Origin of the sequence: Ancylomarina longa (genome assembly GCF_003996985.1) — a bacterium.
GTDB classification, from domain to species: Bacteria; Bacteroidota; Bacteroidia; order Bacteroidales; family Marinifilaceae; genus Ancylomarina_A; species Ancylomarina_A longa.
This window is the reverse complement of the sequence record NZ_RJJX01000023.1, coordinates 1-14,583: the sequence shown is the minus strand read 5'-3', so window position 1 is coordinate 14,583 and position 14,583 is coordinate 1. Positions and strand designations below refer to the sequence as shown.

Here is a 14,583-nt window from a genome sequence, read left to right as displayed (position 1 = left end):
TGTGTTTATTGTAATGGAAAATCCAGACTGATCATTATTTGTCGTGGTCGAATTCTATAACTGTTTTCGATAGATGCTATGCTATTACTGTAATAGGAGGTAATGCGTTTATCATCGAAAAGATTGTAACATTTTAATTCAAAAATCATTTTTGTGTGCTTTGGTTTCCAGGTATATTTTATGTTGGCAAAATTTGTTTTGTTATTGCTGTAATCTGATTTGCTGCTGTAATATTCCAGCTCTAAACCAATAGAATGTCCCGATACAGGAAATATGTCGAGATTAAAAAGATGATTGTTGTTGATGAATTTGCTTATGCTTCCCGAAATATGTTGTTGGTTCTGCGAATATTGATATTTATAATCGAAACTCATCCATGTGAATTTGCTGATGCTTAGTCTTGGCTCCAGCAAATAGAAATCATTCTTCACTTTGGTTAATACCGCATTACTTAGCAAGCTGCTTTGGGTGTATTGGTATCTGGCATTAAAAAAAATGGTGGTGCCAAATTCGGAAAATAATTTGCTTCCCTTAAAAAACAATAGGCTGCGCTGACTGTTGTTATCTTGTAACGAGGCACTGATTTTACTGCTGCCATCGGGTGTTATGCTTTGATCTAATAAAATATTTTGCGTGGTGTAAGTTTGGTTGAAGTGAATAGATGCAAACCAACAGGATATCGGGTTGGTATATTTAATTTGAGTGCTGTAGCTGCAATTTTCACGCTCTTCAATCGGGATATCGCGAATGGATAAGCTGCGGTAATTGCTCATCAAATATCCATAGTGTATATCTGTACTGCTACCAAAAGTGTTGATATAACTTGCAGATACATCGGAAGTGAAATATCCGCTTATTTTGTAGTTCAGATAAAATCCGGGATTGAGGATGATTTTGCTCAATGCTTCTGTTTTTTGTAAAGCATGGTCATTTATTTTGTAGTTGACCTGCCTTATCGGGATCTCTAAACTGATATTGAGGTTCGGGGTTTCGTAGCGGAAATTTTCGGTGAAATAGGAGGAAAAATACTTCCATCGCAAATTATTTCGAAACTGGTTCTCCTCTTTTTTCTTATTGTTTATCTCCATAAAGGAGAGGAGCTGTTTGTTTTGATATTCAATGCCGATTTCATTATCGAAACTCCAGCTTTTTTTATTCAGGGTAAAACTTAACGAATTCTTGCTGGTGAAATTCTGTAGTGTGATATGTTGTTGCACATCATCGTAATTTTCTGATCCATTAAGAGTCTCCTGAAAAACACCTGGTTTAATATCTAAACTTTGTGGCGTTTTATTATAGCTCACATCCGATTTAATCGTGACAAGATTTCTGTTTATGGGAAGAATCCATTTCAGATGATTGTTGAGCGCGTTAAATGGTGTTTTGGCGAATTGCTGAATAGCAGAATTTTCATTTTGTACGTTACCTCTACTCTTGTCCCAATGCTTGCTCCAACTTAGTTTGTCCTTTATATATCGCTGCTTAGAGTTATTGGTATAAATCAAATCGCTATTAAATCTGTTCAGCGATAGATTGTTTTTGGTGACTTCGTAGGTAGATATTGTATCCGCAGGTAAGTAATAGTTATTTTGAATTGCTCCCTGCTGTTGTTGATAATCGTTCACATACGAGGTGTTTATTTTAAGGCTTGCATCTTGATTTAGTTTTAGGATGTGATTGTAGGTGAGCAGGTGAATGTTGTTATCCAGATAGCGATTTTTAGCGATGGCGGGAGGAGATAAGGCTATTATGCCAAGAAGCTCTTCTTTGGGCTCATTTTTCATTTCACTGAAATAATGCGGAAGGAGCTGTTCCGCGATATCGTCGCCAATATTATTGCTTTGATAGGAGACAATGGCTTGCTGTTTTTTATTGAAAAACATGGGTGTGAGGTTGGCATCCCATAAAAGAGGTTTTGCACCAATGCCTAGTTTCGCCTTCCCTGCCACACTAAGCTTCTTCTTCAGTCGGATATTTATTGATGTTTTGTCCGAAAAAACCAGCGTGTCGAGCAGTTTTATCGGCTGATGATTTTCTAAAACCTCCACCGTGCGAACAGCTTTGTGAGATAAATTTCTATTCGCAATTCCGTATCGTCCCTCTAGCAAATCGAGCCCTTCGATATAATATTTCTCGATTTTTTTTCCCTGATAGCTGATTGAGCCATTACGCTCTACTTCAAATCCCGGTAGCTTATTAATTACATCTCCTATCGATCGATCGTTTGCTTTCGCAAAGCTTCCCACATTATAAACGATAGTATCCTTCTTACGAAATATAGGATCTGCTTTTACCAATACTTCTTTCAAATCGTGGATTTCAGACTTTAAATCCAAATTAATAGTCTGATTTTTATTGCATATAAATAAGCTTGTGTCGGCATAGTTTACCGAACTGGTAGTAATGCAAAGTGAGTCGAGAGAAGTTTTCAGCTGAAGCTGAAAACTTCCATCAAGCTGGGAAATTGCAAACGCCAGAAGTGCGTTCTTGTTTCCTGCCGGATGTGCTAATACACATATTCCGCTTACTTCTTTTTTGTTGTGAAATAATTTGCCTTTTATAGTGCTCTGTCCGAGCACACAGAAGGGTTGTAATAAGAGGATGAGGATTGCTATTTTATTCAATTTATTGGAGTTCTATGGGATTATTCTCGTTTAGTATTCGCTTGGTTGTTTTTTCTACTTTGTCGGGATCGTTGGCAAACCACATTTTTGCTAATTCAATTACTCTTAATTGGTAACTCCGAAGTGCTTTTTTTAATTGCTTTGGAGTCATTTTAATAGTTTTCTCATTTTTTACAATCATGTCAAACTTTTGTTTTTGTATGTTTTTCAGTTCAAAAACGTGAGTGTTTTGAAGATCGCCAATTTTAATGATGAGACCAGGTAACCCAAAGAATTTATAAGGACCATAGGGCATAGGAATTTCAGGAGTGTACCATGCAGTATAATTACGCCCGTGAAAGCTTGTGTGCGCGTTTTTGCAATAATAACCATTAATCGTATCTGTTTCGTTTCCTAGTTTCCAGTTAAGCTGAACATTCTCTACGCTTGCCCAAGTTCCTTCGGTTGTAGATTCAATTGTTTTTATTTCAGGAGTGTTGTGTTTTTGGAGGATATGATAGTTAGGACCTGGAGAATAATACTGTGTGAAACCTGCCGAAACCTTTTCTTCCGAAACAAGCCCTTTTGATTTTAAATAGAGAAGGGAGTCGATATAGTAATTAAATTCGCTTTCGAAATAGCTGTTTTTCGATCCAATCTGCAGGAACATATAAGCTGTTCGTTCCGATTCCTTACGTAAGGAGTCTAAAGTGTATTGATAACTGTAAGTGCATTTGTATATCGAAGTATCCAGCACTGTAAATTCACTATTATTACTATCTGTTACTTTGATTTTGTTTTGTGCTTGTGTTGAAATTATAGCAAGAAGAATTAGACTAACTAAAAGGAGGTGTCTCATAAGTGAATAATTATTTATTAATACATAGGTTCGGAATTGCTGACAGCACTACTGTGCCAGTAAAAAACTTCATTCGGTAAATTCTGTAGTGAATTTATCAGGGTAATGGGAGCTAGGTTTAATCTTAAATGGAAAGTTTCGGTTGGTAATGATATTTTCAATTTCTACAAAATTTAAAGATTAATAAATAAAATAACTTTAATTTTGCCCTTGTCTCCTCGAACGAGATCTTGGGCTTTGAGTTTTGAATGCGCATTATTTATAAACTCGAATACTAAGTTATGAAAACCCACCGCCACAATTCGGCGATGGGTTTATTTTTATTAAGTCTAATTTGGAGAGCTGGAAAGTTTGCTTCGTCCTGTAATTATTGATGCTTTGAGTGTTCTGAATACTGAATATTTATGATTGATTCTAAATAATCATAAAAGAGGAACGTCAAATATTAATTACCAGGATAATGTTGGAGACAAAAGACATAAGTTTAATTGTAATGGTTAAGCTAAATTTCAATTGCTACCTGTTTAAGTACGTAGGATTGTTTTGAAATGGAGTATTCAATCGGATAGCCATTGTCTTTTAATGCCTTGATGATACGGGATAAGCTACGCTCTGATATGTCTAGTTTTATTGCTAATTCTTTGGGTGTACCCGTATTCTCTTTTGCTGCAAGTTCTTTAATATGTTCCGACTTTTGTAGGAGGAGTGAAAAATTCATATTCTTAAATAATTTGGTTGTTACTTATTTGACAATTGTTAATTGTCTTCATCCCTTAATTCTGAAAATATTAAAAAGGTAACCCTAAAATTGTGTTAAATTTTAAAAAATGTTTGTTTTTCCTTAGGTAGGATATTCGAATTATGTGTGAAAAATAGAATACTAATAGGGATGAGGTGGAATTCAATAATAAGGTGTCTTTTTTGTTTTAAATCAAGGGATAAAGAATCGATTTACAAAAGGTACTACAAATCGTAATTCACGAAAGTGTAAAAGCGAAAATTTAGGGTAGAAAAGATGATTTATTATTGGATTTTGTAAAGGCGTTTGAGAATAAATAGGGACGACTCAAAATCGGCTCCATGGCTTCATCAAAACTTTCTATGGGAAACGTATCCTTTCGTGTTACATTACGTTTCTTCTATTAAGGACTTGAAAGTATTTTATTCAGGGTATATCCTTAAGATATTTAAATACTTTCTATATATTTGCACTTGATTTCAAAAGGGCTGTTGAACTGTGATTCTCAATTCCTTTTTTCTGCTTCGCATTTTTTTCTTTTCGTCCAAAATTGAAGGGATGGAAATTAATCGTAAACAGAATGGAATAAGAATGATAAAACAGACCAAAAGTCAATTAGGGGTATAGAAATCAGTCAGTATCAAAAATTTTGTGTTATGGCTAAAAAAGAACAAGATAAAATATTGGATGAGGTTACAAAAAGCGATTATAAATATGGCTTTGTAACCGATATTGAAACGGATATTATTGGCAAAGGCCTGAATGAAGATGTGATTCGTTTGATCTCGTCTAAAAAGAAGGAACCAGAATTCATGCTCGAATTCAGATTGAAGGCGTATCGACATTGGCAAACGATGACGATGCCCAAATGGGCTCATTTGAAAATGCCGGAAATCGACTATCAGGATATTATTTACTATGCCGCTCCGAAACAAGAGGCTAAATTAGAGAGTTTGGATGATGTGGATCCGGAGTTGTTGGAGACTTTCAACAAATTGGGCATTCCTTTAGATGAGCAAAAACATTTGGCAGGTGTTGCTGTGGATGCGGTGATGGACTCATCATCCGTGAAAACTACTTTTAAAGAAGTATTGGCCGAAAGGGGAATCATATTCTGCTCTTTTAGCGAAGCAGTGCAGGAACATCCTGATTTGATTCAGGAATACTTGGCATCGGTTGTACCTATGCACGACAACTATTTTGCGGCCTTAAATTCGGCTGTATTTTCTGATGGTTCTTTTGTTTATATTCCTAAAGGAGTTCGTTGTCCAATGGAATTATCTACCTATTTCCGGATTAATGCAGCAAATACCGGTCAGTTCGAGAGAACTCTGATAATTGCAGAAGAGGAATCTTTCGTAAGTTACCTGGAAGGATGTACCGCCCCTATGAGAGATGAGAACCAACTGCATGCGGCAATTGTGGAGATTGTAGTAAAAGGTAATGCCGAAGTAAAATACTCAACAGTGCAGAACTGGTATCCTGGGAATAAGGAAGGAAAGGGAGGTATCTTTAATTTTGTTACCAAACGAGGTATCTGTGAAGGTGAAAATGCTAAGTTAATGTGGGCTCAGGTGGAAACCGGATCTGCAATTACCTGGAAATATCCCTCTACCATATTAAAAGGAGATGGCTCCTCTAGTGAGTTTTATTCTGTAGCGGTTACGAATAACTATCAACAAGCCGATACCGGAACCAAAATGATTCATATTGGTAACAATACAAAGAGTACCATTATCTCGAAAGGAATATCGGCAGGAAAAAGTGATAATTCCTATCGTGGATTGGTGAAAGTAACCAAGAACTGTGAAGGAGCTCGTAACTTTTCTCAATGTGATTCCTTACTATTAGGTGATAAATGTGGCGCACATACCTTCCCATATCTCGAAATTGGAAATAAAACTGCCAGAGTAGAGCACGAGGCAACAACTTCGAAAATTGGGGAAGATCAAATCTTCTATTGCAACCAACGTGGTATTTCTACCGAAGATGCAATTGGTCTGATCGTTAATGGCTATGCCAAGGAAGTGATTAATAAAATGCCTATGGAATTTGCTGTTGAAGCACAAAAACTGCTTCAAATCAGTTTAGAAGGATCTGTAGGATAATTCAATATATAAGTTCAATAAATACCCTAACGCGAATTCGCGTCAAAATAAAAGTGAAATGTTAAGCATTAAAAATTTACATGTTTCCATTGATGGAAAAGAAATTCTAAAGGGAATCAACCTGGAGATTAAGCCAGGTGAAGTTCATGCTATTATGGGTCCTAATGGTGCTGGAAAAAGTACATTGGCTGCCGTATTGGCAGGTAGAGATTTGTATGAAGTAACCGAAGGCGAAATCACCTTTCAAGGTAAAAATCTTTTGGAAATGGCACCCGAAGATCGTGCAAAAGAAGGTATTTTCTTGGGTTTTCAGTATCCAATCGAGATTCCGGGAGTTTCTACGGTGAATTTCATGAAGACTGCTGTAAACGAGCATCGCAAGCATAAAGGTCTTGAGCCTTTAAAAGCTTCCGATTTTCTGAAGTTGATGCGCGATAAAAAAGCCTTGGTTGAAATCGATTCTAAACTTACCAACCGTTCGGTAAACGAAGGTTTTTCGGGTGGCGAGAAGAAGAAAAACGAGATTTTCCAAATGGCAATGCTGGAACCTAAATTGGCAGTTTTGGATGAAACCGATTCTGGCTTGGATATCGATGCGCTTCGTGTGGTAGCAAATGGGGTAAACAAGTTAAAAACAGCCGATTCTTCAACTATTGTAATTACTCACTATCAGCGTTTATTAGATTATATCGTTCCTGATATTGTACACGTTTTATATAATGGTCGTATCGTGAAAACTGCCGGCAAGGAGTTAGCGCTCGAGTTGGAAGAAAAAGGATACGATTGGATTAAGGATGAAAACAAAAAATAGTTGATGCATTGCCCTTACGATATGGAACGGAATAGCGTTTGATATCATTTGGGGAGAAATCAGATAATAGTGCATTCTATCATCTGATCTCACCTATATAAAATCTTTAAAAAAAATGGCCGACATTAATACAATAAATAAGGATTTCGCCGATCTGTTCAATCAGGGAAAGCAATTGCTTATGGAAGGTTCTTCAGAAATAATGAATGAAAACCGTAGCAAAGCATTTCAGGATTTTGAGCGATTGGGCGTGCCAACTCGTGCCAACGAGAATTATAAATACACCAACCTGATTCCTGCATTCGATCATCCTTACAATGTCAATCTTCGTTATCTGAAGGTGGATGTAGATTTGAATGAGATTTTTCAATGTGATGTGCCCGAACTGGATACCAATATGGTTTTATTAACTAATGGTTGGTTCTACGGAAACAATAAACAACTTTTGGAATTACCCAAAGGTGTTATTGTTTGTGGTGTTCAGGAGGCTGCTCAAAAATATCCGGAAATATTCAATGCTCATTACGGTAAATATGCAAAGCCCGGGGAGGATGGAATTGTTGCTTTAAACACTGCATTGGCGAAGGATGGACTTTTCATTTACGTACCAAAAGGTGTAGTGGTTGAGAAGCCAATTCAAGTGGTGAATTTATTGCGTTCCGATCGTGACCTTTTGGCTACGCAAAGAAACTTATTTGTGATAGAGGAGAATGCCCAGGCGAAAATTATTGTTTGTGATCATACTCTAACACATCATAAATATTTAAGCAATTCGGTTACCGAGATAAACGTGGCTGAAAATGCCGTATTCGATTTGTACACCCTGCAAAATCAACATCTCAATTCGGTAATATTGAATTCAACTTTTATCCGTCAAGATGCACATTCCAATGTGTTAACCAATACAATTTCATTGTATGGTGGCACTATTCGAAACAACCATCATGTGTTGCTGGATGCAGAATATTGCGAGAACAATACCTATGGTATGTATCTGATGGATCACAAGCAGCATGTGGATAACTTCACCTGCATTGATCATGCTAAACCAAACTGTGTGAGCAACGAGCATTTTAAAGGGGTGATGGATGATGAGGCTTCCGGAGCTTTTTCCGGAAGAATCAATGTTCGTCGCGATGCGCAGAAAACAGAAGCTTATCAGTCGAATAATAATTTGTTGCTTAGCAACGAAGCTCTAATTAATACCAAACCTCAATTGGTTATTGATGCCGATGATGTAAAATGTAGTCATGGGGCAACAGTAGGTCAAATGGATGAAGATGCCTTGTTTTATCTTCGGGCCAGAGGGATAGATGAGAAAGAAGCTCGCCAGATGTTGATGTTTGCTTTTGCTCACGAAATTATCGAGAAAATCAGGGTAGAAGCCCTAAAGGAAAGAATCGATGAGTTGGTGGATAAAAGATTAAGAGGGGAGATTTCGAAATGCAACACTTGTGCTGTTGCTTGCAACCATTAGAATGAATAATTGAAAATGGTAATTTTGTAAAGACGTAGCATGCTACGTCTCTATAATATGAAAAAACAATGACGCTAGATATAAATAAAATACGAAAGGATTTTCCCATTCTAGAGGAGCAAGTGCATGGAAAACCACTTGTTTACTTCGATAATGCGGCTACTACCCAGAAGCCACGTCAGGTTATCGACGAAATGGTGAAGTACTACTATAAATACAATTCAAATATTCATCGTGGGGTTCATTATTTAAGTAATAAATCCACCGATGGAAACGAGAATGCCAGGAAAATCGTTCAGGAATTTATCAACGCAAAGCATCTTCATGAGGTAATATTTACCCGGGGAACTACCGAAGCAGTTAATTTGGTGGCAAATTCTTTTGCCGAGCGTTTTATTCAGGAAGGTGATGAGGTGATTGTTTCCGAAATGGAGCATCATTCCAATATCGTGCCTTGGCAAATGGTTTGCGACAGGAAAAAAGCAATTTTAAAAGTGCTTCCTTTCGATGATAATGGCGAGCTGATGCTGGAAAAATTAGAAGGTTTGATCACGGCTAAAACAAAGATACTGGCAGTAAATCATATCTCTAATTCTTTGGGAACCATCAACCCAATTCGCGAAATCATTAAGATTGCACACGCAAAAAATGTTCGCGTTTTAATTGATGCAGCACAATCGGTTCAACACAAAAAGATAGATGTTCAGGACTTAGATCCGGATTTTTTGGTCTTCTCAGGTCATAAAATTTACGGTCCTACAGGAATCGGGGTTTTGTACGGTAAGGAAGATCTGCTCAACGAAATGCCTCCATGGCAAGGCGGTGGCGAAATGATTAAAGAAGTGCATTTCGAAGGAACTACTTTCAACGAGCTTCCTTTTAAATTCGAAGCCGGAACTCCAAATTATATTGCCGCAATCGGACTTGGTGAGGCAATCAAATATGTCGAAGCGCTTGGATTGGAAAATATCAATGCCTACGAGCAGGAACTATTAGCCTATGCTACCGAAAAATTAAGCTCTATCGAAGGGTTGAGAATTTTTGGTACCGCCAAACAAAAGACTTCTGTAATTTCATTTTTAGTGGAAGGAATTCACTTTTACGATATGGGTATGTTGCTCGATCAAATGGGAATTGCAGTGAGAACTGGTACACATTGCACCGAAACGGTAATGCAACACTTCAACATTGATGGAACCGTTCGGGCATCTTTCGCTTTCTATAATACAAAAGAGGAAATCGATGCTTTGTACAAGGGAATCTTGAAGGTTTGTAAAATGTTTGTACATTAAGCCAGTTTTAGAATATTTTAAGGAAATCGAAATATGACAATAAACGAAATTCAGGAGCAGATTATTGAAGAATTTGCTGGCTTCGAAGATTGGATGGATAAATATGCCTATCTGATTGAATTGGGAACCGATCTTACTGGTATGGATACAAAATACCATACCGATAGCAATCTTATTAAAGGATGTCAATCGAAAGTGTGGTTTAATGCAAGCTTGGAAGACGGAATCGTGAAATTAGAAGCCGATAGCGATGCAATCATAGTAAAAGGAATTGCAGCTTTATTACTTCGGGTTTTCAACAACCAAACCCCTGAAGATATAATGAATTCTAATCTGAAATTTATCGATGAAATAGGATTGAAACAACATTTGTCGCCTACCCGCTCCAATGGTTTGGTTGCAATGGTAAAACAAATTAAAATGTACGGATTAGCTTACCATCACGTAAGTAAACAATAAAATACAATGGGGAAAAAGGAAACAGAATCAATAGTTGTAGAGGTTTTAAAAACCATTTACGACCCCGAGATCCCAGTAAATATTTACGACCTGGGACTCATTTACGAATTGGATTTTTATGAAGAGGATGAGCTAAAAGTATTGATGACTCTTACCGCTCCCAACTGTCCAATGGCTGATCAGATCCTGGAAGAGGTGAACGAAAGGGTAAAAGCTTTGCCGCAAATCGAAGATGTTACGGTGGTATTGACCTTCGATCCGCCTTGGGATAAGGATATGATGAGCGAAGAAGCAAAACTCGAACTTGGGTTTTTGTAAAAATATTGAAGGGCTGTTTTAGCCCTTTTTTCATTTGTATTTTTGGGTTATCAAAAGTAGGAGCCTAAATGGCTTGAGTTGAAAAGTAACAATTGAAATGTAGTTTGTTAATAAACAAATCATATAAAAACGGGTCTTTAGCATGATAGGTATCTTTTAAGGTATACATTATTTCCTTGAGTCATATTTTTTAATTTTTTATAGGGCGTAACCCTGCGGGTCGGGTCTTCCGCTATATCTTTTGCTCCGTTCCTCCGCAAAAGGATGCCGCTACACTCTCTTACGCAAAGGCAAAACAAATAGGTCGTTTTAATTTATTCTTCCATTTGCCTATTTTTAATCCCATAAAACGAGCATTTAAATTTAATCGTTAAAATTTCACCCTTTGGAAGGTTTAAATTTACTTGCATCTTTCAGTGACCTTAACCAGAAAATTAGAAACACATGAACCTTACCCTTTCTGCAAAATCGAATCTTATTAAAGATAAGGCTTACGAATTGGGCTTCGATTTGTGCGGTATCGCTAAAGCGGATTTTCTGGCAGATGAAAAGGAACATTTTCTTTCATGGCTAGGGAAAGAGTACCACGGCGAAATGGGATACATGGCAAACAATATCGAAAAACGTCTCGATCCTCGTTTGTTGGTCGAAAATACGAAATCCATCGTTGTTGTCGGACTCAATTATTATCCCGACAAGGTGCAAACCGATCCCGAAGCTCCTGTAATTGCAAAATATGCCTACGGTAAAGATTATCACTTTGTGATGAAAGATCGCTTGAATCAATTGCTGGATTTTATCAATACCGATATTGGAGAAATTCAGGGGTGTGCCTTTGTCGATTCTGCTCCGGTGCTCGAACATGCCTGGGCAAAACGAGCTGGCTTAGGTTGGATTGGAAAAAATTCCTTGCTACTCAACCGTAAAATTGGCTCCTTTCTTTTTTTAGGAGAATTACTCATCGATATGGAATTGGAATATGAGAACCCTGTTGATGCAGATTTCTGTGGTGGATGTAACCGATGTGTTCGGGCTTGTCCTACCGGTGCAATTACAGAGCCCTATGTGGTGAATGGGAGTAAATGTATTTCCTATTTCACCATCGAATTAAAAGGTGATATTCCTTCCGAAATGAAAGGTAAATTCCAAAACAGGGTTTTTGGTTGCGATATTTGCCAGGACGTGTGCCCCTGGAATCGCATGGCTAAACCGCACAATATAGACGAGTTTACTCCTAATCCCAACTTACTAGCTCTTTCCAAATCCAATTGGTATCAGTTAGATGCACATCAATTTGGGGAGATATTCAAAAAATCCGCAGTTAAGCGGACTAAATTCAATGGGATTCAACGTAATCTCGATTTTTTATCTTCCGAAGAGTAAACTCTACTTCTCAGATTTCTATTTTTTAGCTAAAAAACTTACAAACCAAAGTAGATAACGCCGAAACGGAGGTCGAAGACATCGATTTTGCGATACAGTACCGCAAAACTGAGACAGAGAACATGAAAACCAATATAGCTAACCGCCATTCTGTCTGTAGTAACACCGAATCTAAGAGTGATGATCGCCAATCTGTCATAGATAACGCCGAAATTAAGAGGGAGAACATCGTTTTTACGATACATTACCTTAAAGCAACGTGATTTTAAACCAATAAATCTCAAAACCAGCGCAGAGAAAATTAGCTGCTGCGACATCCGCTTTGTTTACTTGGAACAGAATCAAACAGGAATTATAATATTTCTTCAAGTGGAGTTCATTTTTCTTTTTACATTTAAGCTTATTATAAATAGTTTTAAAAACCAGCTTTAAATTCCTTATTTATGCAGCATCAAATTTTGCATTTCAATTTCACTGAGCATAGTAATTTGTTTGCACAGATCTGGCAACCCGATGAAAAACCAAAGGCAGTGATTTGTTTGGTTCATGGAATCGGAGAACACAGCTCCCGGTACTGGGCTTGGGCCGAAAGATTTGTGAATGCAAACTTTGCAGTACTTGGTTTTGATCAACGTGGTCATGGTTTGTCTTCCGGAAAAAGGGGAGTGATCTCTTCTTATCAGGATTTAATGAATGATATTGATTTTGTTTTGGAGGAAATTGCAGCGCGTTTTAAGGATGTTCAGGTATTTCTATATGGTCATAGTATGGGGGGAGGAGAGGTTTTGAATCACTTGCTTACCCGAAAATCCAATTACCTTGCTGTGATTTCCACCTCCCCATGGATTATTACGCAAGCAGCTCCACCAAAATTTATTATTCCGCTTATTCGCCTAATAAATAGAATTGTCCCAACAGTCAGTGTCACCACCAAATTTGATTCGTCTATGTTATCTTACGATGAGCAGGTGGTTCGGAATTACGAAGAGGATGATTTAGTGCACCACAAGGTTTCATTCGCTTTATTCACCGGTGCTTATGATGCGGGTTATAAAATATTACACTGCGCTGATAAATTGAAAAAGCCACTTCTGCTTCTTCATGGTTCCGATGATCAGATAACCAGCCCGGCAGCAAGCAAATCATTTGCGGAAATGCATAAGGAAAACTGTACCTTTAGGTTATGGAATGGCGCATTTCACGAATTACACAATGAGCTAATAAAGAATCAGGTATTTGAATTTGTATTAGATTGGATGAATCATATTCTTGAGAAAAATTAAACCGTATGGAAATCTTTCGAACCGTAGTGGATATTCCGGAATCACCGGAAAAATTATCTTATCATTCTAGTTTGTTTCTTATGGGCTCTTGTTTTGCCGAGAATATCGGGAAAATACTGGCTGAGAATAAATTTAATTTGAGTATCAACCCTTTTGGTGTAATCTATAATCCCATTAGTGTTGGCAATAGCCTTAAAATATTAATGGAGGGAAAGGTTTTTACACAAGAGGATTTGAATTTATCGAATGATTTGTGGTTTAGTTATGCGCATCATGGCAAGTTCTCTAATCTAGATGCTGACATTTGTTTGGAAAATATCAATTCTCAAATGCAAAAAGCTTCTCTGGAATTGGCTAATGCCGATATTCTCTTTCTAACTTTCGGAACTTCCTGGGTGTATGAATTATTGGAAACCGGTGAAATCGTTTCTAATTGTCACAAACAATCATCTAAATTATTTCACAGATATCGCTTGGATGTTGATGAAATAGTAAAGCTTTACAAAGAGTTAATCGTTTCCTTATCTCTTTACAATCCATCCTTAAAGATAATTTTTACTATAAGTCCAATCCGGCACTGGAAAGATGGTGCACATGGTAACCAATTGAGTAAAGCCACACTTCTACTTGCCGTTGATCAGTTGGTTCAGCTCTTCGATCAGGTTTCCTATTTCCCATCCTACGAGATCGTAATGGATGAATTGAGAGACTATCGTTTTTATGCCGATGACATGATACATACAAACACACTGACTGAAAAATATATTTGGTCTCGCTTTGTCGACACCTACATGGAAAAAGACACCTTAACTTTGATGAAAAAAGTTAAGAAAATTATCTCCGCAGCAAACCACCGCCCCTTTAATCCCGACTCCGAAAGCCATCAGCAATTCATTACCAAGGTCTTATTGGATATGTCAGATCTGGAAAACCAATTCCCAAGTATAGTCTTTGATTTGGAAAGATCCAGGATGAGGAAAAATCTATTGATTTAGAATGGACTTTCTCCTTTTTATTTTGTAATTTGTTTTTCCCTTTCCTCTTAAAAAATAGCTACTGAGTATCAGGCAGCTATTTATTTTTGCAAAAAAACTACAGGAATTGATTAGGAAATGGGGAAATAAATGATTTATCTTTGCACCGCTTTAAACGTAAGGCGGGGGTTTTGAAAGGGGTTAAAGATGCAGATTGGAGGCGCTGATTAGGGACTAAAAAAAAACTTAAAAAAACTTTGACAAAAGCTTAGGAAAA

The 14,583-nt window shown here is 37.3% G+C and carries 12 protein-coding genes; 9 read left to right on the top strand and 3 right to left on the bottom strand.

Going from position 1 to position 14,583, the window contains the following annotated elements; translation table 11 throughout:
• Positions 1-5: 5 nt before the first annotated feature.
• The 3 genes from DLK05_RS13530 to DLK05_RS13520 form a co-directional block, all read right to left on the bottom strand.
• On the bottom strand, positions 6-2,624 hold the full coding sequence (locus DLK05_RS13530) for a hypothetical protein (protein ID WP_127344545.1): 2,619 nt from the start codon (positions 2,622-2,624) through the stop codon (positions 6-8).
• Position 2,625: 1 nt separating this feature from the next.
• The gene (locus DLK05_RS13525) at positions 2,626-3,462 is read right to left on the bottom strand and encodes a GLPGLI family protein (RefSeq protein ID WP_127344544.1); all 837 of its coding nucleotides are present in this window, start codon (positions 3,460-3,462) and stop codon (positions 2,626-2,628) included.
• Between the two features lie 502 nt (positions 3,463-3,964).
• Positions 3,965-4,180, bottom strand: a complete 216-nt coding sequence (locus DLK05_RS13520) for an HTH domain-containing protein (RefSeq protein ID WP_127344543.1) — start codon at positions 4,178-4,180, stop codon at positions 3,965-3,967.
• 677 nt (positions 4,181-4,857) lie between these two features.
• Here DLK05_RS13520 and sufB point away from each other — a divergent pair.
• The 9 genes from sufB (at position 4,858) to DLK05_RS13475 (ending at position 14,327) form a co-directional block, all read left to right on the top strand.
• Positions 4,858-6,309, top strand: a complete 1,452-nt coding sequence (sufB, locus tag DLK05_RS13515) for a Fe-S cluster assembly protein SufB (protein WP_127344542.1) — start codon at positions 4,858-4,860, stop codon at positions 6,307-6,309.
• A gap of 58 nt (positions 6,310-6,367) precedes the next feature.
• Positions 6,368-7,120, top strand: coding sequence for a Fe-S cluster assembly ATPase SufC (gene sufC, locus DLK05_RS13510; RefSeq protein WP_127344541.1), 753 nt, complete (start codon positions 6,368-6,370; stop codon positions 7,118-7,120).
• 115 nt (positions 7,121-7,235) lie between these two features.
• Positions 7,236-8,597, top strand: coding sequence for a Fe-S cluster assembly protein SufD (gene sufD, locus DLK05_RS13505; protein WP_127344540.1), 1,362 nt, complete (start codon positions 7,236-7,238; stop codon positions 8,595-8,597).
• A 68-nt stretch (positions 8,598-8,665) separates the two neighbouring features.
• On the top strand, positions 8,666-9,889 hold the full coding sequence (locus tag DLK05_RS13500) for a cysteine desulfurase (protein WP_127344539.1): 1,224 nt from the start codon (positions 8,666-8,668) through the stop codon (positions 9,887-9,889).
• 33 nt (positions 9,890-9,922) lie between these two features.
• Entirely contained in the window at positions 9,923-10,348 is a 426-nt protein-coding gene (locus tag DLK05_RS13495; RefSeq protein WP_127344538.1) for a SufE family protein, read from the top strand.
• Positions 10,349-10,354: 6 nt separating this feature from the next.
• Positions 10,355-10,666: a metal-sulfur cluster assembly factor gene (locus DLK05_RS13490; protein WP_127344537.1), complete on the top strand. Its 312-nt coding sequence runs from the start codon at positions 10,355-10,357 to the stop codon at positions 10,664-10,666.
• A gap of 444 nt (positions 10,667-11,110) precedes the next feature.
• Positions 11,111-12,049 carry a tRNA epoxyqueuosine(34) reductase QueG gene (queG, locus tag DLK05_RS13485; protein WP_127344536.1) on the top strand — a complete coding sequence of 313 codons (939 nt, stop codon included), beginning with the start codon at positions 11,111-11,113 and terminating at the stop codon, positions 12,047-12,049.
• A 443-nt stretch (positions 12,050-12,492) separates the two neighbouring features.
• Entirely contained in the window at positions 12,493-13,332 is an 840-nt protein-coding gene (locus tag DLK05_RS13480; protein WP_127344535.1) for an alpha/beta hydrolase, read from the top strand.
• A gap of 5 nt (positions 13,333-13,337) precedes the next feature.
• Positions 13,338-14,327, top strand: a complete 990-nt coding sequence (locus DLK05_RS13475) for a GSCFA domain-containing protein (protein WP_127344534.1) — start codon at positions 13,338-13,340, stop codon at positions 14,325-14,327.
• Positions 14,328-14,583 lie beyond the last annotated feature (256 nt).